This window comes from Schleiferilactobacillus harbinensis DSM 16991 (genome assembly GCF_000425885.1).
GTDB classification, from domain to species: Bacteria; Bacillota; Bacilli; order Lactobacillales; family Lactobacillaceae; genus Schleiferilactobacillus; species Schleiferilactobacillus harbinensis.
The window spans coordinates 1-19744 of the sequence record NZ_AUEH01000049.1 but is presented as its reverse complement, the minus strand read 5'-3'; the positions used below and the strand labels follow the sequence as shown (position 1 = coordinate 19744).

General features: G+C 55.5%; 17 protein-coding genes and 1 tRNA gene. 11 read left to right on the top strand and 7 right to left on the bottom strand.

Features of this window, described 5'->3' with window-relative positions; genetic code table 11:
• Both H627_RS0112860 and H627_RS18345 read left to right on the top strand, forming a co-directional pair.
• A partial coding sequence (locus tag H627_RS0112860) for an IS3 family transposase (protein WP_027829278.1) occupies positions 1-311 on the top strand: 311 nt, incomplete at its 5' end.
• 37 nt (positions 312-348) lie between these two features.
• On the top strand, positions 349-1989 hold the full coding sequence (locus tag H627_RS18345; RefSeq protein ID WP_152319434.1) for an ABC transporter ATP-binding protein: 1641 nt from the start codon (positions 349-351) through the stop codon (positions 1987-1989).
• Positions 1990-2043: 54 nt separating this feature from the next.
• Here H627_RS18345 and H627_RS0112850 read toward each other — a convergent pair whose 3' ends face one another.
• Positions 2044-4341, bottom strand: a complete 2298-nt coding sequence (locus tag H627_RS0112850) for an alpha-galactosidase (RefSeq protein ID WP_027829277.1) — start codon at positions 4339-4341, stop codon at positions 2044-2046.
• Positions 4342-4467: 126 nt separating this feature from the next.
• Between H627_RS0112850 and H627_RS0112845 the strand changes: the two genes are divergently transcribed.
• Genes H627_RS0112845 through H627_RS0112835 form a run of 3 tightly spaced genes read left to right on the top strand, consistent with a single transcriptional unit; the run spans position 4468 to position 8415 of the window.
• Positions 4468-6855 (top strand): ATP-dependent DNA helicase, encoded by a 2388-nt coding sequence (locus H627_RS0112845; RefSeq protein WP_027829276.1) that lies wholly within the window; start codon positions 4468-4470, stop codon positions 6853-6855.
• Positions 6824-7537: a hypothetical protein gene (locus H627_RS0112840; RefSeq protein ID WP_035441037.1), complete on the top strand. Its 714-nt coding sequence runs from the start codon at positions 6824-6826 to the stop codon at positions 7535-7537. The genes H627_RS0112845 and H627_RS0112840 overlap by 32 nt, the downstream gene beginning before the upstream one ends.
• Entirely contained in the window at positions 7534-8415 is an 882-nt protein-coding gene (locus H627_RS0112835) for a sce7725 family protein (RefSeq protein ID WP_027829274.1), read from the top strand. The genes H627_RS0112840 and H627_RS0112835 overlap by 4 nt, the downstream gene beginning before the upstream one ends.
• Positions 8416-8424: 9 nt before the next feature.
• On the opposite strand, the gene H627_RS0112830 is transcribed toward H627_RS0112835, so the two are convergent.
• The 4 genes from H627_RS0112830 to deoC all read right to left on the bottom strand — a co-directional run bounded on the left by H627_RS0112830 (position 8425) and on the right by deoC (position 12809).
• Entirely contained in the window at positions 8425-9867 is a 1443-nt protein-coding gene (locus tag H627_RS0112830) for an MFS transporter (protein WP_035441034.1), read from the bottom strand.
• A 308-nt stretch (positions 9868-10175) separates the two neighbouring features.
• Positions 10176-10883, bottom strand: coding sequence for a purine-nucleoside phosphorylase (gene deoD, locus H627_RS0112820; protein WP_027829272.1), 708 nt, complete (start codon positions 10881-10883; stop codon positions 10176-10178).
• A gap of 34 nt (positions 10884-10917) precedes the next feature.
• Entirely contained in the window at positions 10918-12123 is a 1206-nt protein-coding gene (locus H627_RS0112815; protein WP_027829271.1) for a phosphopentomutase, read from the bottom strand.
• 26 nt (positions 12124-12149) lie between these two features.
• The gene (deoC, locus tag H627_RS0112810; RefSeq protein WP_027829270.1) at positions 12150-12809 is read right to left on the bottom strand and encodes a deoxyribose-phosphate aldolase; all 660 of its coding nucleotides are present in this window, start codon (positions 12807-12809) and stop codon (positions 12150-12152) included.
• 112 nt (positions 12810-12921) lie between these two features.
• On the opposite strand from deoC, the gene H627_RS0112805 reads away from it, so the two are divergent.
• From H627_RS0112805 to H627_RS0112790, 4 genes are all read left to right on the top strand, one after another.
• The gene (locus H627_RS0112805; RefSeq protein WP_027829269.1) at positions 12922-13215 is read left to right on the top strand and encodes a hypothetical protein; all 294 of its coding nucleotides are present in this window, start codon (positions 12922-12924) and stop codon (positions 13213-13215) included.
• 23 nt (positions 13216-13238) lie between these two features.
• Positions 13239-14666 (top strand): PTS transporter subunit EIIC, encoded by a 1428-nt coding sequence (locus tag H627_RS19440; protein WP_051225429.1) that lies wholly within the window; start codon positions 13239-13241, stop codon positions 14664-14666.
• Positions 14662-15543 (top strand): alpha/beta hydrolase, encoded by an 882-nt coding sequence (locus H627_RS18335; RefSeq protein WP_051225432.1) that lies wholly within the window; start codon positions 14662-14664, stop codon positions 15541-15543. The genes H627_RS19440 and H627_RS18335 overlap by 5 nt, the downstream gene beginning before the upstream one ends.
• 132 nt (positions 15544-15675) lie before the next feature.
• On the top strand, positions 15676-16797 hold the full coding sequence (locus tag H627_RS0112790; protein WP_027829268.1) for an NAD(P)-dependent alcohol dehydrogenase: 1122 nt from the start codon (positions 15676-15678) through the stop codon (positions 16795-16797).
• A 293-nt stretch (positions 16798-17090) separates the two neighbouring features.
• Here the strand turns inward: H627_RS0112790 and H627_RS0112785 are convergent, their stop codons facing one another.
• The gene (locus H627_RS0112785) at positions 17091-17561 is read right to left on the bottom strand and encodes a threonine/serine exporter family protein (RefSeq protein WP_027829267.1); all 471 of its coding nucleotides are present in this window, start codon (positions 17559-17561) and stop codon (positions 17091-17093) included.
• Positions 17562-17584: 23 nt separating this feature from the next.
• Entirely contained in the window at positions 17585-18364 is a 780-nt protein-coding gene (locus H627_RS0112780) for a threonine/serine exporter family protein (protein ID WP_027829266.1), read from the bottom strand.
• Between the two features lie 157 nt (positions 18365-18521).
• Here H627_RS0112780 and H627_RS0112775 point away from each other — a divergent pair.
• Both H627_RS0112775 and H627_RS0112765 read left to right on the top strand, forming a co-directional pair.
• Positions 18522-18593, top strand: a tRNA-Asn gene (locus H627_RS0112775).
• Between the two features lie 130 nt (positions 18594-18723).
• Positions 18724-19677, top strand: a complete 954-nt coding sequence (locus H627_RS0112765) for a DEAD/DEAH box helicase (RefSeq protein ID WP_027829265.1) — start codon at positions 18724-18726, stop codon at positions 19675-19677.
• Positions 19678-19744 lie beyond the last annotated feature (67 nt).

The window sequence follows — 19744 nt, the reverse complement described above, 5'->3', positions numbered from 1 at the left end:
CTGCCAATGTCACGCCAATCATGCACTCCGATCAAGGCTGGCAATACCAGACCCGTGAATACCAGTCTCGGGTACATGCTATGGGGATCGTTCCCAGCATGTCTCGTAAGGGTAACTGTCACGATAATGCGCCAATGGAAAGTTTCTTCAATCTGCTCAAGCGTGAACGGATCAATCGGCAACCCATCAAAGATCTTTCAGAGCTGAAACAAGTCGTGACTCACTACGTCACGTGGTTTAATCATGATCGCATCTCACTCAACAAAAACGGCCTGACTCCGATCGAATACCGGACTCAGGCCGTAGCGTAATTATTTTTCAAACTGTCTAACTTTTTTGTTGCACTTCATGTTTTATTACTTTAAGAAATTCTGGTTCCGTAATCTGGTATATCTGATGATCGCCGCGGTCCAGGCCAGCTTAACGATCGTTACCGCCCTCTTGGCCGCTGCGGAATTGAATGCCCTGATTAAATTTGATTTCAACGGTTTTCTCAAATGGACCTTGCTGGATATCGGCGCGTTCGCCCTGCTGCTTGGGATGAACTATGTGGGCGGTGTACTGCAGGCCAAGACGATTCAAAAAATGGCGAATGCCCTGCGCCGCGATATTGGGACGAAATTGAGTCAGCTGCCCTACAGCGAATACCATGCCCACCAGGCCAGCGACTATAGTTCTTGGCTCAGCAACGACATCAACCAAATCGAGGTGCAAGGCTTTGCCAACGTTTACGAAATGGCGGGCAGTATTCTGACCGCGGTTTTCTCCATGATCACTTTGGTCGCCCTGCATTGGGCCCTCGCCATCGCCACGGTGGGCTTCGCCGGTTTAATGATTGCCGTCCCGCTGCTGGTCCAAAAAGCCATGGCCCATGCCAGCTTATCCGTGACGGAAAAGAACGCGGCGTTTTTGCAAAAAGTCAACGATCATCTGAATGGTTTTGACACATTATTGGCCTTGAATCACCGGCACCGTTTAGTCGACGCCATCACCACCGCCCAGCAGCCGCTGGCGGCGGCCAAAGTAAAACAAGCTAAAGTCCAAGTGATTGCCGGCATCTTGGGCGGCATCACCAATATTCTGGCCCAGGTCGGGATCATCTTTATTACCGGCCTGCTGGCTTTGCAGCATATTGTCCCCGTGGGCATGATTATTTCCACCGGCAATCTGTCTTTCCGGGTCTTCGGCACCTTGGCTGAGTTGTCCACCATGATTGCCATGGTCCGGGGAACCAATGCCATCTTTGCCAAGTACAACGACCTGCCAGCGCCGGCAGAACCAGCCAAGACAACACTAACGGCGCTGCACAGCGGCATTGTCTTGACGGATCTGACCGTAGCCTACGGTCAGGCTCAACCGGTCATCCAAGATCTGCAGCAAACCTTCCGGCTCGGCGGTAAATATGCCATCGTCGGTCCCAGCGGCAGCGGTAAATCCACGCTATTCAACCTGCTGGCCGGCAAACTCACCGCGTATCGCGGTTCATTAACGCTGAACGGGCAGGAATACCACGATTTGGATCCCACCGCGATTCGCGACCACGTCATGTATTTGGATCAAACGCCTTATATTTTCTCCGGTAGCGTGCGGGACAACCTGACGTTGGGCGATGACTATAGCGATGCCGAGTTGATTGCTGCCTTGCAGCAGGCGGCGTTGTGGGACCAAGTCCAGGCCCTGCCGGCAGGGTTAGACAATAGCGTGGGGGAAAACGGCCGCAACTTTTCTGGTGGTCAAAAGCAGCGGCTAGCCCTGGCCCGGGGTTTTCTGCGGCACAAGCAGATCATTCTGATGGACGAAGGTACGGCGAGTTTGGATAAGGATCAAGCCTTGAAGATTGAAGAAACGCTGCTGAACGATCCCAGTTTAACGGTGCTGATGATCACCCACCAACTCTATCCTGAAATCACCAAGCAGCTGACAGCAGTGCTTGAATTGCAGCCGGCAGCGCCGGCGATCGCCGCTGCGCCAACACTGGCGACGGCTTAACAAAAGCGGCACACTTTCTCTGATTCGAGAGAAAGTGTGCCGTTTTTCATCCAATTATTCCTGTTCCGGTTGAATCACATACAACGTCGACCCATAATCCCCCAGCATCCGCACCTGATCACTATACCCTGACAGCATAAACTGATTATTCAGCATCACGCCAGTGGCCAGCAGCGCACCGGTCCCTGTGTAGTGCTCCTGGGCATCCGGAATGCTTGTGCGGCCTTGGGCAGCCGGCAGATGATCCAATAACCCGGCATACTGACTCAGCATGATGCGCTGAGGCTTGCTCGCCATGGTATACATCGTTTCCGGGGCCAAGCCGGTCACGGGCAGGCAGTCATACCCGTGGGCCGCACTGATATGCTGCTGGAAAAAGCCGGCAATTGCCGTATCCCCGGCCTGGACCTGCCAGCGGAACTGTTGCGGCTGAGCGGCCGGATGGCGGGTGAACGTACCGAACTGCAGCAGATGCCGATACTGTTTATAAAAAGCCGTCTGCTCGCGAATTTCCGCCCGATCCGCGTCGGTCAACGCATTCAGATCCATTTCGTAACCCAGCACCCCGAAGCTGGCCACATTGCCCCGGGTGGACAACGGCACGACGCGCAGGGTCTGCTGGTTCGGCGAAGCGGACACGTGGGCGGAAATGGCCGACTGGGGATAAAGATAGCTTAACCCCTGCTGGATAGTCAGTCGTTCAATGGGATCGGTGTCGTCGGAAGACCAGATTTGGGGGCCAAAAGTGAGCATCCCCAGGTCGAACCGATTGCCGCCGGAGGAACAGGTTTCTAACAGCACCTGCGGCCGCGGCCGGAAAATCCGGCGCAAGACCGCGTACAAGCCCAGGATATAGCGGTGGTTGAACTCAGCGTTGTCCGCCAGCGCTGGCGAGTACATGTCGGTGATGTGCCGGTTCATGTCCCATTTAACGTAATCAATACCTGTGGTGTCAATGACGTGACTGACCTGCTGGACAATGTAGTCCTGCACGGCTGGCTGGGTCAGATCCAGCACCAGCTGATGGCGGCCCAAGACTGGCGCCCGGCCGGGCACATGCACCGCCCACTCCGGGTGCGCTCGGTAGAGGTCGCTGTTTTCGTTAACCATTTCCGGCTCAAACCACAGGCCGACTTTCAACCCTAACCCATGGACCCGCTGGACAAACGCTGGTAAGCCATGGGGGAACTTGCGGGCGTTGACCGTGTAATCCCCCAGTCCCTGGGTATCATCGTCCCGGGTACCGAACCAGCCATCGTCGATCACGAAGAGCTCCACACCGAGATCCTTGGCCTGCTGGGCCAGCGCAAACAGCTTATCTTCATTGAAGTTAAAATACGTCGCTTCCCAATTGTTGTACACGATGGGCCGGTCTTGATGTTGAAAAGCGGGCGGTACAACATTATCATTAATGAACTTGTGAAAGTGCTGGGAAACACCGTTCAAGCCGCGATCAGAAAACGTCAGGGCCGCACTGGGGGTTTCGAATGCTTCCCCCGGCGCGACCGACCAGTGGAAGCCTTGACTGTTGATGCCGGTCATCAGCCGCACAAAATTCTGGTTCGTGTGCTGGATGCGACTTTCATGATTGCCGCTGTACAGCAGATTGACGCCATACGCCCAGCCGGTATCTTCCGTGGCCTCCGCGGCGCTGAGCAGGAAGCCGGGGTTTTGCTTGTTGGAACTGCCGCCAGTGAGACTGTTCAACACGATCGTGCCGTCGGTGACCGGCTGCACATGGTGCTGCATCTCGCTGGCCCACGCCCCGGCGAAGGAGTGGAGCGCGTAGCCGCGATTGGGCATGTCCCACTGGGCACTCATGATGCGGTCGATCACCAGCGGCTTGGCCGTATTGTTATGCAGGACCACCCGCCGGGTAATCACATCGCTATCGGGCAAAACCGTATAGGCTAGTTCTAACGTGATGGCTTGCAGTTTATCCCGCAGCGTAACATACAGCGTCTGACTGCCGGTATCAGGCTGATCCGTCGCCTGGGGCAGGATTTTTGACGGCGCAACACCGCTGTAAATGTGGTGCTCTTGATAGACAAAATCCGACACATAGCTGCCATCAGCCATCTTCAAAATCAGCGGGCTGTCCCGGAAATCACCCCGGCCAAAGCCGGCGTATTCCTGGGGCAAAGTGTCCAGACTATACGTCCAATCCTGCTCGTCATAGGCCACGGTACTACCCAGGCCGCTGGTATGTTTGAAGGCCACGGCGGTGGGATCCTGGGGCGTTAGGCGCGGGCCATAATACAAGTGCTCCAGCTGACCGTGGGCGGTGACCCGGAACCAATACGACGTGTGGGCGGTGGTGATATAGAATACGTGCTGTCTTTCTTCAATCATGGGCAAGGTGGTCCTTTCTTGTTTTCTTCCTTCAGTGTATCCGATTGCACCAGGCAATGCATCCCTTCCCTCGCGCGAACATTCATTCTATAATAAAACTATTAACGATTCGAGGGAGGGCACATGATGGCGCAGCGCATTGGCGTACGGGAACTGGTGGAATTTGAATGCAAGTCCGGCGACCTGGACGCCAGTCAGAGCAGCACCAATACGGCTCTAGAAGGCGCCCGCATTCACCGGATGCTGCAAAAGCAGGCCGGGCCCAACTATGAGAAAGAGGTCACGCTGAAGGCCGCGGTGACGCTGGCCGGGGAGGACTACACGATTGACGGCCGGGCCGACGGGGTGGACCAAGACGACGCTTCCGGCCTGACTATCGTGGATGAAATCAAGACCAGCGCCCTGGACTTCTCTGAACTCAGCGATGACGCTCTGGGCCGCTACTGGGCGCAGGCTGCCGTCTACGGCCATTTTTTGTGTACCGCGCGCCAGCTGGACCGGATCATCCTTCAGCTGACCTACTACCAGACCACGACGAAGCAGATCACCCGCCAGCAATGGCCCTTGCCCGCCGCCGACTTGGCCGAGTATTATCAGGCTCTGCTTCACGATTACGAGGGCTGGGTCATTTTTCGGCACCAGCTCAAACAGGAGCGGGATGCCTCTTTGACACCGTTGACCTTTCCCTTTGGCGACTTTCGTCCGCAGCAGCGGGAATTTGCGGCGGCGGTGTACAAGACGATCCATACCCAGCAGCGGTTGTTTGTTCAAGCCCCCACGGGCACCGGCAAAACCATGGCGACGCTGTTCCCCGCCGTGAAGGCGATGCCCGCCGAGGGATTGAACCGGTTGTTTTATTTAACCGCGAAAGAAGCGACCCGGCAAAGTGCCGAGGACGGGTGCCGCTTGCTGATCGACCAGGGAGCGCAGCTCCGGTGCATCACGCTGACGGCGAAGGATAAGATCAGTTTTTGTCCGCCGGAAAAGCGGACGCCAGACCTGTGTCCTTATTATCGGGGCTACTATGACCGAAACAAGGCCGCGGTGAAGGACATCATCAGCCACGAACGACTGCTGGACCGGGCGACGATCGAGCGCTACGCCAAGAAGCACACGGTGGATCCCTTTGAACTGTCCTTAGACGCCGCCCGCTTCGCCGACGTGGTGATTTGCGATTACAACTATCTCTTTGACCCGCTGGTTTTTTTGCAGCGGTTCTTCGCCCAACCGGATTCCAGCCAGTTTTTCTTGATCGATGAAGCCCATAATCTGATTCATCGGGCCCGGGATATGTATTCAGCGACGCTGACCAGTGCCGGCTTAAGTCCGCTGGCCGCCACGCTGCGCCAGCACCACCAGCGGGAAGCCAGCAACGCCCTGCGTCAATTGCGGACTGCTTTTACCGCCGTGGGTAAAGCATTGACCGCTAAGGAACAGAATGAGTGGGTCAGCGTTGAGGCGTTGACCGAATTTAATCAGAAAGTCGCCCGGTTCGTGGAGCGGATCCATGAATGGCTGCCCGGTCAGCCGGCAGATGAGGATATCCAGGCTGTACTGCCAGTGTATTTTGACTGTATCAGTTACAGCCGGATCGCGGAACTCTATGGGGAGCAGTACCGAACGGTGGTGGAACGCGAGCACCAGCAGGTCCGGATCACCCAGCTGTGCCTTGATCCAGAACCATTCGTTGATGCCTGTCTGCATAAAGGCCGCGGGGCGGTGCTGTTTTCAGCCACCCTGTCGCCGCTGACCTACTACCAGGAACTCTTAGCCGATCCCGCCGACAGTTTGGTTTACCAGCTGCCCTCCCCATTTCCGGCAGGCCATCAGCTGGTGGTCATTCGGGACGATATCGCCACCACGTATCAGCGGCGGGCGGCGAACGAAGCACGGATCGTCGCCGCCTTGGCGGCCTTTGCTCAAGCCCGAACGGGGAATTACCTGGTGTTTTTGCCTTCGTATCATTATTTGGAACAAGTTTACATGGCCTTCTCTGCGGCATACCCGGAAATCACCGTTTTCAGCCAAACCGGCGGGATGGCGGCGACCGATCGAGCGGCCTTCTTGGCCCACTTTCAACCCCACCCCACGGCCACCAGCGTCGGTTTCGCGGTGCTGGGCGGGTCCTTTGGCGAGGGCATTGACCTGCCCGCTGACCGCTTGATCGGCGTCGCGGTGGTGGGCGTGGGCCTGCCTGGGTTGTCGCTGCGCAATAATTTATTGAAAGCATACTTCAACGCCCGCAACGGCCAAGGGTTCACCTATGCCTATCAACTGCCGGGCCTGAACAATGTCCTCCAAGCCGGTGGCCGGCTGATTCGGGGCATGCACGACCGGGGCGTGATCCTGCTGCTGGACGAGCGTTTCGCCCAGCCCCGCTATCAGCACTATCTGCCCCTGTCCTGGACCCGCAACCTCCGCCTGGCCCACACGGATGACCAGCTGACGACCCTGCTGACTGACTTTTGGAAGGAAGATCACGATGACGAAAACCGCCCTCACCCTGGATCTTGAACATACCCTGTACGGTTACTGCCGCGACGCCGGAGCGGCAGTCGTGGAAGAGGTGACCATGCCGGACAACAAAGGCATCGTCGACACCCTAGCCTGCCAGCTGCTGGCACCGGGACAATTCGAATGGCGTTGTTATGAGTTAAAGGTCACCAAATCTGACTTCCATTCCAGCGCCCAGCTGTCTTTTGTCGGTCACTATAATTATTTTGTGCTGCCCCTGGCCCTCTATGAGGAGGTGGCCGCCGAAATTCCCGCCCACGTCGGCGTGCTCGTGTATCGGCCTTATGAGAAAGCGGACCCGACGCAGGTGGCCACGCCTTATCCTGGGTATTTGACCATTGTCAAAACCGCCCGCCAGCAGGAATTGCAGGTGCCCGCCGACGAGCTGCTGGACCGCTTTCTCCATTCCTTGACCCGGGAAGTGGATAAGGCCAAGCGGATGGATCAGGGCCTGCAGGGCTTTGGCACCGACCAGCTGTACCGAGAACTCAAGCGCCGGGCCAAGCTCACCGATCCGCTCTACCCCACACCCCATTATTACAACCGGTTCCTGCAGGATCTGAATCAAGAGGCAATCACGGATCTGACGGATCAGGCCACAGCGCTGAAGGCCGACAATGCCCGCTTGCGCCGGGAGGCCAGTTATTGGCGCTGGCGTGCGGGTCAGGGGCGGCTGCCATGAGCGGATTAACGTATTGGCCGCTGCTGCGCGGCCGACAATTCGACCTGTTGGCGCTGCAGTTATTGACGCAGGAAAACCTGCTCACGGACCGGATCGTGCCGATTATTGAACCGATCCGTGATGCTGCGGTCCTGCCCCGGCTATTGAAACTGCGCAATCGCGCCGGGCTGCCCACGGTCGTGATTCAGAACCCCAGCGTCGGCACTTACGGCTTGGATAATCAAAAACGGTACCCGCTGACCGCCGCCCTTGCCGATCCCCAGATTCTGCAAGGCTGGTGGTGGCGGCCAGAGTTGGCGGTCCCACCAAATCAGGTGCTCTTGCTGGATGACCCGCAACTGCTGCCGCCCGCGGCCATTATCCGGCAGGCCCGGTACCTGGTAGTGCCCAGTGATCCTCGGATTTTACATGCTGTTCAGCATCCCCGGCGTATCTTTCTCCACGATCCTTGGCCCCGGGTCTGGCGCACCCAAGAATTCGGCCAATACGCCGATACCCCGCTGCTGGCCGAACAGCATTGGGCAGCGGCCCACGGTTTCGTCGGCATCAGCGACTATTCCCTGAGCGGCGCGCCCTATTTTGACAAAGGCTGGGCCCAGGGCACGATTGCCCTGCACATCGCCTACTTCCGGGACGGCGGCGTCTGGCTCCACCATTTCCTGCCCCCCGCCGCCAGCGGACCGCAGGCGGTACAATTTCAACGGCTCCAGGCCGAACTGCGCCGCTGGCTGGCTTCCCACCGGCACAGTATTCTCTGGGATGCGCCGCTGCGGGAATTGCTGCATTACGGCGACATTGACCACTATCCCGGATTGGGCGTCATCAAAAAGCTCAGCGTCGCGCACCAGATTCTATCGGTGCAGCATGCGCTGAGCTGAGTGGTTTGCTTATTTTGCCTTGGCCCGACTGTGCACATAGCGCCACAGATTGATCAGCGTGGCCACCAAACAGATAAAGAACGCGACGATCAATGTCGTATGCATCCCTGCCAGGAAAATATCTGGACGGCCGTTAATGTAGGTCGTTGTCGGTTTGCCGTACGCCTGACTCATGGCGGAAAACAGGACCGTGGTGGACGCCGAAATGCCGACCACCATCCCCAGATTCCGAGCTAACGCATTCATCCCGCCGGCCACACCGAGATCCCGCTGAGAGACGGTGGACATGACGATGGTGTTATTCGGCGACTGGAAGACCCCATTGCCAAAGCCCATGACGCCAACCAACGAACCAAACAGCCATAACGGCGTGGATAAAGTCGCGGTGATGTAGCCGACTTGACTCAAGGTCAAAATAACCAGCCCCACTGTCGTCAGCAGTTCCGGGGCGAAACGGTTTTGCAGCGATCCGGAAATGGGCGATACGATCACCTGCACGATCGGGAACAGCATCAGCAGATACCCCGCCATGTTCGGCGCCAAGCCCCGGGCGTTTTGCAGATAAAACGGGGCAATGACGTTGAAGAAAAAATTGGCGACGAAGATCAAAAAACCGGTGAACAAACTCATTGAAAAATCTAGATTCTTGAAGAGGTGGAAACTGAGCAAGGGGTCGATGGCCTTTTTCTGCTCGATCCAAGCAAACAGACCAAACATCAGAATAGCCCCGGCAAACAACGCTAAAACCAGCCCATTCGCGAAGCCCACGGCCTGGCCCATGAAGATTGCCAGAAACAAGCTGACGATCGCGATGGCAAAGGTAATCGCGCCGGGCCAATCAATTGGCCGATTTTCTCGGGCAATGTCTTTTGGCAAAATAAAATGGCCCAGCAGAATCGTCAACAGACCGAGGGGAACGTTGATCCAAAAAATATAAGCCCACGGCAGCTGCGCCAACAGCAACCCGCCGATCCCCGGCCCGGCAATTGCCCCCAGGGAGACGAAGGAGCCGATCAGCCCCAGTGCCTTGCCCCGCTCACGCATGGGAAAGACTTCAGTAATGATGCCGTTATTGGTACTCATGGTCATGCTGGCCCCCAGGGCTTGCACAACCCGCGCGCCCAGTAAGAACAGCAGCGAATGATTAAAACCGCAGAGCAGCGACCCAATGGTAAACAAGACCGTGCCGACGCGGAAGACTCGAATTTTGCCGAAACTATCCCCAATTTTACCGAATAAGAGCAAAAGCGCACAGATCGTCAGCAGATAGATGGAGACGATCCATTCCGCTTGGTTGGTCATGATATGCATATCGTTACTGATAACAGGCAGCGCGATATTGACGATACTGCCATCGAGAGTAGCCATGAAGGTGAATAGTCCCACGGCCGTCAGAATCCACCAGCGATGTTTTTGCACCGTGGGATTGTCTACGTAATTTGTTGTTGCCAAAAGTCGATCTCCCTCCCAGATTATTGTATTTTTGCGCGAAAAAAGGACTGAGACACATTTCGTTTTGAAGCGCACCGAGTGCCAATGCGGAGCAAGCGGAGGCAAAATGGGCTCAGCCGTGCAACCACACGGCGGCTTGCCGCCGATGTGGTTAGGCGTGTTTGAGACGGCGCTTTTGCCGGCTCAAACCGCCGTCACAGCGTTCCAGCCCATTTTGCCGTAGCTTGCGTAGCATTAGCACGGCGTACGAAGAACGAACTAATCCCAGTCCTATTAGTATACACTGATTTTCTGAAAAATATTCGAGACTACTGCGCGACCGCGGCGTTCAAAGCCACGTGCATCATGTCGCCGAAGGTATGGGCCCGTTCCTCTGCGGTGGTTTCTTCACCGGTCAGGATGTTATTGGAAATGGTCAAGATGCCCAGAGCGCGGCGGTTGTATTTAGCCGCGATCAGGTACAGGGCGGCACATTCCATTTCCAACGCCTTGATGCCGTATTCCTGCCACAGCGGGAAATCCTTGCCCTCCGCATAGAACTGGTCCTCGCTGAGCACGTTGCCCACGTGGATGCTGTAGCCGGCATCCTTCGCCACGTGGTACGCCTTATCCAGCAAATCAAAGTCTGCCAGCGGGGCATAGTGGATCCGGTCACTGAAGGTATGGTCAACCACGGCTGAATCCGTCGATGCCCCCTGGGCCAGCACGATATCCCGCACGTTGACATCAGGGTCAATGCTGCCGGCCGTCCCCACGCGGATCAGAGTGTGGACGTTGTAGTCGTTGATCAATTCATTGACGTAAATACTGATAGACGGCATCCCCATCCCGGTGGCCTGGACCGAGATTCGAGTTCCCTGGTAAGTCCCAGTAAAGCCCCAGGCGTTGCGCACGGTATTGTAGCGCGTCGCGTCAGTCAGGAAGTTCTGGGCAATATACTCGGCCCGAATCGGGTCGCCGGGGAGTAGAACGATGTCGGCGATTTCGCCGGGTTTCGCAGCAATATGCGTACTCATGAATGAATAACCTGCTTTCTTATAATCGTGAATTTTAGTGAAGGAGATCCAAGAAACTGTGGCCGATGCCGTTCCCGGGCACACTGAAGTTGTCGAGGATGGTGGCGCCCAGGTCGGCAAACGGGGAACGGATGCCCAGACTGCCAAAGCTGGTCATGCTGGGGGAATAGGCCAGCAGCGGCACAAATTCCCTAGTGTGGTCGGTGCCCTTGAAGGTGGGATCATTGCCATGGTCCGCGGTGATCATCAACAGATCTGTGGCCCGCAATTCCGGCAGGATCTCGCCCAGCCGGGCATCGAAGGCCTCTAAGGCTTCCCCATCCCCCTGGGCATTGCGCCGGTGGCCGTACATCGCGTCGAAGTCCACCAAATTGGCAAAGGCGAAGCCGGTGAAGTCTTCATTCGTCACGACGTGCTGGACGTGATCCATGCCATCCATGTTCGACGCGTTGTGCCAGCCCTTGGTGATGCCTTGGCCGGAGAAGATATCGTTGATTTTACCGATACCCAGCGTGGTGTAGCCGGCCTGCTGCAAGCGATCCAGGTCGGTTTCTCCTGTGGGCGGCAGGGCATAGTCATGGCGATCGCTGCTGCGGACGAAATGGTCCTTATCCGGACCGCTGTACGGCCGGGCAATCACCCGCCCGATGCGATACGGCTGGTCAATCGTAATGCTGCGGGCGTATTCACAGATCCGATAGAGTTCCTTGAGGGGAATGATATCGGTATGGGCCGCGATCTGAAGGACCGAGTCGCCGGAGGTATAGACGATCAAGTCGCCGGTTTTCATCTGTTCTTCCCCATAATCGTGGATCACGTCAGTCCCGGAATAGGGCTTGTTGACGATCACCTTGCGGTGGGAGAAATCCTCGATCTTTTTGATCAATTCTGCCGGAAAGCCATTCGGAAAGAAACCAAGCGGTTCAGTCACCGGCAGACCCATCATTTCCCAGTGGCCGTCCATGCTGTCTTTACCGGCGGACACTTCGGCCATCTTGCCGAAATACCCCAGCGGCCGGGCTTGCACCGGCACGCCGGCAATCGGCTTATCCGGCCGGATATTGCTCAGACCCAGTGCCGCCAACGTGGGAATCGCTAAGTGGCCCTGGAAAAATTCGCCAATATGCCCCAGCGTGTCGGACCCGACATCATCGAACTTGGCTGCATCGGGGGCTTCCCCGATACCAATAGAATCCAATACAATGACAAAGACCCGTTGATACTTTTTAACTCCCGTCATGAAATCGTTCTCCTTTTTGTCCATGATTAGTCCTTGGCCGTGACAATCGCTACCGAAGCACTGGCCCCGATCCGGGACGCCCCGGCATTGATCATTGCCAAGGCATCCGCCTTGGTGTGGATCCCGCCGGCCGCCTTGACCCCTAGGCGCTCGCCCACCGTTTGACGCATCAGCTGCACGTCATGGACGGTGGCGCCGCCGCTGGCAAAACCGGTGGACGTCTTCACGTAATCTGCCCCCGCGGCTTCGGCTAACCGGCAAGCAGTAACTTTCTCATCATCTGTCAACAGCACTGCTTCAATGATCACTTTCAACAGGCCATGACCGGCATGGGTCGCTTCAGCGACCGCCTGGATGTCCGCTTGCACCGCTGCGGTGTGCCCCGCTTTCAATTCCCCGATATTGATCACCATGTCCAGCTCGTCGGCGCCATCCGCCAAAGCTTGCTGGCTCTCGGCCACCTTGCTGGCCGTCGTGGTTGCCCCCAGGGGGAAACCGATCACGGTGCAGGCATTGACGTCAGTACCGCTCAATTCCTGGTGGGTCAATTTGACCCAATACGGGTTGATACAGACCGATGCAAAGTCATACTGCTTGGCCTCGGCGATAGCGGTGCGCACCTGATCCTCGGTGGCCTCCGGCTTCAGGATCGTATGGTCCAGGTACTTATTCAGTGGTTTTGTCACGATTTTTCTTCCTTTCCCAGCGATGACACCGAAAAGTCATACAATGGTCAAGACTTTCGTTGTCAATTATTTCCGCAAAAACAGTACAATAGAGCCAAGGAGATGCATTGCCATGATTCACTTCACCACACCGCAATACGCCGCATTCACCGCCCTGAGCGAGGGTGGTCAGCGTCTGTGCGGACTGATTCTAGCTTACCAGAACAACGAGCACGAATTCACCCTGCCCCAGAACTGGCTTTGGCCGCAATTAGGGCTAGACCCTCAGCATCAGTCGGGGGTCGAAATCACCCAGCAGCTGCGCACCTGGAGCCAAGAATTGCGTCCTCTTTTCCCCCATTTTACCATGCGGGTGGGGGATAACGATATTCCTTCGGGCGATACCGTCGTGACGATTACTTATTAATTTGCAGAAAGGAGTGGACGCCTATGTTCAGTCCGCTAGAAAACTGGCTGGCGGCCCGCTATTTACACATTCAGACTGTGATCCGCAAGAAAAAAGTCTATATCGCCGTGACGCACACTTTGGGCAGTCTGCTGCCCTTTGTGATCATCGGCTCTATGCTGCAGGCGGTAAGCCGCAGCATTTTTATGCAAAACGGCTTTTTTTACAGTATCTACCATATTGGCGAATGGCTGCCTGCCGCCCGGAGTATCGGCCAGGTGATGAACGCCCTCAGTGACATCACCATCAATTTCAGCCTGTTCCTCGGTGCCTTTCTTTTCGCCAAATACTTAGCCCGTCTCTATAATTTGAATGACGGCATCGTCGGCTGGGTGGCCATGCTGGCGGCGATGATTCTCCAGGTGAATCTTCTGGCTGGCGTCAGCCGGATCAATATCGGCAGTTCGCTGACGAACAACGGCGGCGGGGTACACAATATCTTTGTCGGCCTGCTCGTCGGCCTCGCAGCTACCCAGGCTTACCGCGGCTGCGCTTGGATTGCCAGTCACTGGCAGCATGCTCCCGCGACATGGCAGGAAGAAACTTTTGTTACCCGCGGTTTGCACGCGGTATTCCCCGTGAGTGTCGTGCTGGCCGTGGCAGTGGGGTTGTCCCTGCTGATCAGCCTCACTGGACAAAACGGCTTTGCCGGCTTGCTATTGTATTCCATCGCCCTGCCGCGCTGGGCCTTTTCCCACGCCATCGTGACCATCATGCTGATTACGTTGTGGAATAATGTGCTGAACGTGGTGGGTCTCTCTGGGCCATTATCGCCCTTCTCGCAGCTGACGGTTGATTCCACCCAATCGTCAAAGAATCTAACGGTGGCCCTGAAGACCGGTTCGCTGAACAACCTGCCTTACCGGGTCACGTTCCATACCGTCTATGACGTATACGGCGCCATGGGCGGCAATGGTATGACCTTGGCCTTGGTGGTGGCGATCATTCTGCTGTCCCGCCAACCAGATCGGCGCAAAGTCGGCTGGTGGGCGTTGTTCCCCACGCTGATGAACTTCAATGATATTGCGCTGGTGGGATTCCCAATCCTTTTCAACCCGATCTACATCGTGCCCTATCTGCTAGCGCCCCTCGTCAGCATGACCGTAGGCTGGATGCCCCTGCACTTCGGCTGGGTCCCGCCAGTGGTCTACAATACATTCAACACTGGCCCGGGCTTTCTCACAGCATTCTTAGGGACCAATGGTAACTGGGCCGCGCTGCTCACCAGTGTTCTGGCCTTCCTGGCCGGCTTGCTAGTCTATGTGCCATTCATTCGCATCGATAATCTAGCGTGGCTGCAAACCTTGACCGGCGAGCTGCCTACCCAACAACAAGAGGAGGCGAAGCTCAGTGGCGAAGAACTTATCCCCGCAAGACCGCACCCGGCTATTAAAAAGACCGAGTCGTATTAAACGTATCGCTGGCGTACTGGTCGGCCTGATCCTGCTGGTGATCATCAGCATTCCCGCTTACGATTATCAAAAAGGCGTCGTGGCTAACGCCCGGGTGATCCATAATTCCCGAATGGCGCCGGTCATCTTCATTCCCGGGTCCAGCGCGACCCAAAACCGGTTCGATTCGCTGATCAAAGAACTGAACAGCCGCTCCACGGGCCATAGTTACCTGAAACTCACGGTGCACACCGATGATTCCATCACAACCACCGGCGGGGTCAAGGCGGGTGATAACGAACCATTCATCGTCGTCGGCTTCGAAAACAACAAAGACGGTTACGCCAATATCAAGAAGCAGGCCCGCTGGTTCAGCATCGCCATGAAGTTCCTGCAAAACCGCTACCGCTTCAACAACTTTGTTGGAATCGGCCACTCCAACGGCGGTTTGATCTACACTTTGTATTTGGAAGAATACCTGAACCAGGATGACTTGACGATCAATAAGCTGATGACGATTGGGACCCCGTACAACCTGTCTGAAAAGAATATCGCCAACCGGACCGAAATTTTGTCCGATATGATCAAGTTGAAGTCTTCCCTGCCAAAAAACATCCAGATGTGGTCCATCGCTGGCACGGAGAACTATTCCGACGACGGTATCGTTCCTGTTGAATCGGTGGAAGCCGGTAAATATGTCTATCAGGATCAGGTACGCCAGTATACGCTGATCAACGTCACTGGGAGCGACAGTCAGCATTCCGATCTGCCCCAGAACCAAGAGATCGTGGGGTACATCCAGCAATACATGCTGACCAATCCCAACCAGAATCGGCTTGGCGGCAACCGGGGCAACCCCACTCAGCCGAGCAGCAGCAGTAGCAGCAGTAAGAAATAACAGACGCGCCTGGCCCTAGTCGGCCAGGCGTTTTCTCATTATTTGACCCCTGGTAGTGAGATTTTTGGTGTTGACAGCGGATTCAACCGGCGCAATACTTAGTGTGTAGTTAATCACAAGGGAGTGTGCATTTTGAAAATTAAAGCAGCTGTTGTTGATCACCAGAACGGTGATTTTGAAATTCGCGATGATATTGATTTAGCACCGATGGGCGCTGATGATTTGCAGATTCATATGGTCGCTTCGGGGATTTGTCACTCTGATGAAGCCCTGCGGATTGGTGACGCCGTCATTGGCTACCCGATCATCCTGGGCCACGAAGGCTCTGGCATCGTAGAAAAAGTTGGCCCAGAAGTCACCCAATTCAAGCCCGGCGACCACGTTGTCCTCAGCTTCTACGCCTGCGGGAATTGTGAGAACTGCCTCAAGGGGATTCCCACCCAATGCTTGAACTATGCCCACAATAACCTGTCCGGCACCCGGCCGGACGGCAGCGCCCACTTTACCGAAAACGGTAAGCCAGTAGCGGATATGTTTGACCAAAGCTCCTTTACTACGACTACCGTTGTGCGGGAACGCAATGCCGTGAAGGTTCCCAAAGATATGGACTTGCGCGAACTGGGGCCGCTGGGCTGCGGCTATGTCACTGGATCCGGCACCGTACTGAATACCTTGAAGCCCAAGCCAGGCGACACCATTGCTGTCTTCGGCACCGGCGCTGTTGGTTTAGCAGCAATGATGGCCGGCCGGATTTCTGGCTGTACGAAAGTCATCGGCGTGGATATCGTTGATTCCCGGCTGAAATTGGCGAAAGAACTCGGGGCCACAGACGTCATCAACAGCAAGAACGGTGATGTCGTCAAAGCAATCCAAGACTTGACCGATGGCCGCGGCGTGAACTGGGCCGTGGATACCACCGGGGTGACCGCGGTGATGGAAGACTCCATCAAGGCCCTGGCTCAAGGCGGGACCACTGCCACGATCGCCGTCACCAAGCACCACATAAACGTAGATACATGGAACGCTCTGTGCGTTGACGACAAGAAGATCGTCGGTGTCAACATGGGCGATTCCATCCCGCAAATCGATATTCCGCGCCTGATCAAGTTCTATCAGATGGGCATGTTTGATTTCGATAAGACGGAGAAATTCTACAAGTTCGATCAGATTAATGAAGCCAACGCTGATTCTCGGTCTGGGAAGACGATCAAGCCAGTTTTGATCATTGATGAGGATTATGTACCGGGCAAGTAATTGCTGAACGGCAATAATTTGATCATTACCTGCTGCTGCGCCCGCCTAGGCGAACGCAGCAGTTTTTTTGCAAAAAAAGAAGCATCACCCAGCAGGCTCACCCACGGGGTAATGCTTATGACCAGTACTATGCATGACGCACAATAACCAGCGGACTCCACAATCCAACTGGAGATATCCTGCAAATCCGGCAGTGCCCGTTCGGGGGCAGATATCCTGGCAGTATTGGCGCATTACTGCGCCGCTACTCGACTCATCGCATACGACAACACTAACACGCCGAGCCGCGACTTTCAAGTCCGGCGCCGCCGACGCCAGCGGGCACGGAGATAGCGACTGTAAAATTCGCCCAGCAGTTGAGCCAGCATGAAGCCTACGGCGATGGACCCGGCCACCAGCAACACCCGCACTACCAAGCGCATGGATTCATCGATGTGGCCTAAGACCAGCTCACGGACCGCTTGATACGCTGTCGCACCCGGGACCAGGGGGAAAAGGCCCGGAATATTAAAGATGATTGCCGGCATTTTATAATGACGGGCAAACAGGACACCTGAGAACGCCAGTACGACGGCGCCAGCGGCATTTGCCAGCATCCGGCCGGTGCCCAGCTGCCACAGGACCCAATAGACCATCCAACCCAGCAAGCCAGACCAGCCGCAGGGAATCAGCGCCCGGCGAGGCACGTTGATACAGAGGGCAAAGGCCATGGTAGCAAAGAAACTCAGGGCAGCCTGCGCAAAAAACTGTAACCAAAGCGGCATGACGATTTCCTTTCTATTTCAGCCTACATCAGGAAGCGGAAGATGAGTGCGATCCCCACACCGATGGCAATGGCGCTGAGAATGGCCTCTACGCCGCGGGCGATCCCGCTGAGCAGATCCCCCGCGAGCAGGTCTCGGATGGATGTGGTCAACACCACCCCAGGCACCAGGGGCATGACCCCGCCCAGGATAATGTTATCAATGCTGTGGCCGAGGCCCAACCGGACCCCCAAGTATGCAACGATTCCGCAGGCCAGAGCGGCCACTGTTTGGGTAATAAAGTAGACTTTCGTAAAGCGGCCCAGATAGTAGGCCACCAGGTACCCAGCCGTGCCGGACACCGCCGCCAAAGGCATATCCAGCCAATCGTACTGACCAGCAAAGATGATCATCAACAACGCGCTGGCCACCGCGGCACCGATACATTGCAGCCACAACGGGAAGGTCGGCGTCGCCCGATCCACATCCCTTAGCGCCGCATAAAGCTGGTAGAAATCAATCTGCCCCGCCGCAAATTCCCGGCTGAGATTATTCACCCGGCTGATCTTCTCAATGTTTAAGACCCGCTGAGTCACTGTCCCCAAAGAAGTCAGCGGCCGATCCTGCAAGCCGACAAAAATACCCGTCGGCGTCGTGAAAATGACCGGCTCCTTCAGCCCGGCATTCTGCGCGATCCGGCGCATGGTGTCCTCCACCCGGTACATTTCGGAACCATTGGCAATCATCAGCCGCCCAGCAAGGATACAAGCATCCATCACCTGTTCCATATAATTGGCGACCTGTCGTTGAATCTCCATCGTTATCCTACCTTCTTGTGCTGTCGCGTCATTCCCTTTAGAATACGGTGTTCCCCGTAGGTTGTAAAGAGCCGTCGCAGCAGGGGAAGGAATGTTTTAAATGAGCAATCTTTTTGCTTGCTTTTAATCTTACGGGCTGGTAATATCATCTCAACATCATTTTTGCTCGGTAGTGCAATGGTAGAACGCTTGACTGTTAATCAAGATGTTGCAGGTTCGAGTCCTGCCCGGGCAGCTGATCGGCACCATTTCAATGCGGGGTGGTGCTTTTTTTCGTCTGCAATATTAATTCCGCTTGCGTAATGTAAATATGTACGACCTTTGAAAAAAGATTCGCATCTACTCAGTTAAAGGAGTGATCCCGTTTGAGTTACCTCATCGCAGATCAAGTCGGCCGGCTGGCGCAATTAAGCCCCGATGACTTAGTGAATAAAATGCTGCCACCCGACAGCACCCATAACTTCGAGGAACAACGATCTTGGCGCGAGTCGTTGTATCGGCTTATCCAAATCGTCAACACCAGCGGCTTGTCAGATCTGTGGCTGATTGCCGAGTATTCGCTCATTGGCACGCATCGAATTGACGCAATTATTTGCGGATTCAGTAGATTATTCGGCCGGCCGCTTGCCCTGATCGTTGAATCAAAACAGTGGAACAAGATTGGTGATGGCGGTACACAGCACGCTGACCAAGTCAAAATGAACTTCGCGAACGAATACCGGATGCACCCAGTCGCCCAAATGTTTCAGTACGAGCATCAGCTGGAGGCCAACCACAGTGTTGTGAAAGCGGGTAACATTCAGCTTGCTGTGCTGGCCTTTATGCATAATCTGCCAGAATCCCAAAAGCCGAAACTGTTTACCGATGAATATCGCGCGTTTGCTCAATACGCTCATCTGGTTTTTGTTAAGGATGATGAAGCTAGGCTGACACACTATCTCGGTTCTCTCTTTAAGAAATGCTCCGGCGAACAAACGGCCAAACAATTTCTCGCTGGCCATTACGAGTTGAGCAGAGCCGACTTTTTCGGTATCACCAAGATATTACAGCGAAAGGACAACGCGGTGATGCTAGCTAATCAAATCGAAGTATCACTCGCATTCGACCAGCTGTGTGCGGAGTTCAAGAAAAATCCCAGGCACATGGCTATGATCATTCAAGGCAGCGCTGGCACGGGAAAGACTATTGTGGGACTGCATCTGGAATATTTGGCGGTCCAGCGCCATCTTATCCCTCTTCGAAGGACTATTTTTACATTCGCTAAAAGCAGGATGCTGCACAACATTTTAGGCCATGTTAACGCCGGCGGTAAAATGTAGGAAATTGCCGATTAAGAAATGTCGGATTTCCTGCATTTTTTAGTACACTTAAACGCATACTGAATTT

What these genes read in the sequence shown, in the direction of transcription:
- H627_RS0112805 (WP_027829269.1), top strand. Translation starts at nt 12,922, where the DNA reads ATGATTCACTTCACCACACCGCAATACGCCGCATTCACCGCCCTGAGC.
- H627_RS18345 (WP_152319434.1), top strand. Translation starts at nt 349, where the DNA reads ATGTTTTATTACTTTAAGAAATTCTGGTTCCGTAATCTGGTATATCTG.
- H627_RS0112835 (WP_027829274.1), top strand. Translation starts at nt 7,534, where the DNA reads ATGAGCGGATTAACGTATTGGCCGCTGCTGCGCGGCCGACAATTCGAC.
- H627_RS19440 (WP_051225429.1), top strand. Translation starts at nt 13,239, where the DNA reads ATGTTCAGTCCGCTAGAAAACTGGCTGGCGGCCCGCTATTTACACATT.
- H627_RS0112840 (WP_035441037.1), top strand. Translation starts at nt 6,824, where the DNA reads ATGACGAAAACCGCCCTCACCCTGGATCTTGAACATACCCTGTACGGT.
- H627_RS0112845 (WP_027829276.1), top strand. Translation starts at nt 4,468, where the DNA reads ATGGCGCAGCGCATTGGCGTACGGGAACTGGTGGAATTTGAATGCAAG.
- H627_RS0112815 (WP_027829271.1), bottom strand. Translation starts at nt 12,123, where the DNA reads ATGACGGGAGTTAAAAAGTATCAACGGGTCTTTGTCATTGTATTGGAT.
- deoD (WP_027829272.1), bottom strand. Translation starts at nt 10,883, where the DNA reads ATGAGTACGCATATTGCTGCGAAACCCGGCGAAATCGCCGACATCGTT.
- H627_RS0112850 (WP_027829277.1), bottom strand. Translation starts at nt 4,341, where the DNA reads ATGATTGAAGAAAGACAGCACGTATTCTATATCACCACCGCCCACACG.
- H627_RS0112785 (WP_027829267.1), bottom strand. Translation starts at nt 17,561, where the DNA reads ATGCCGCTTTGGTTACAGTTTTTTGCGCAGGCTGCCCTGAGTTTCTTT.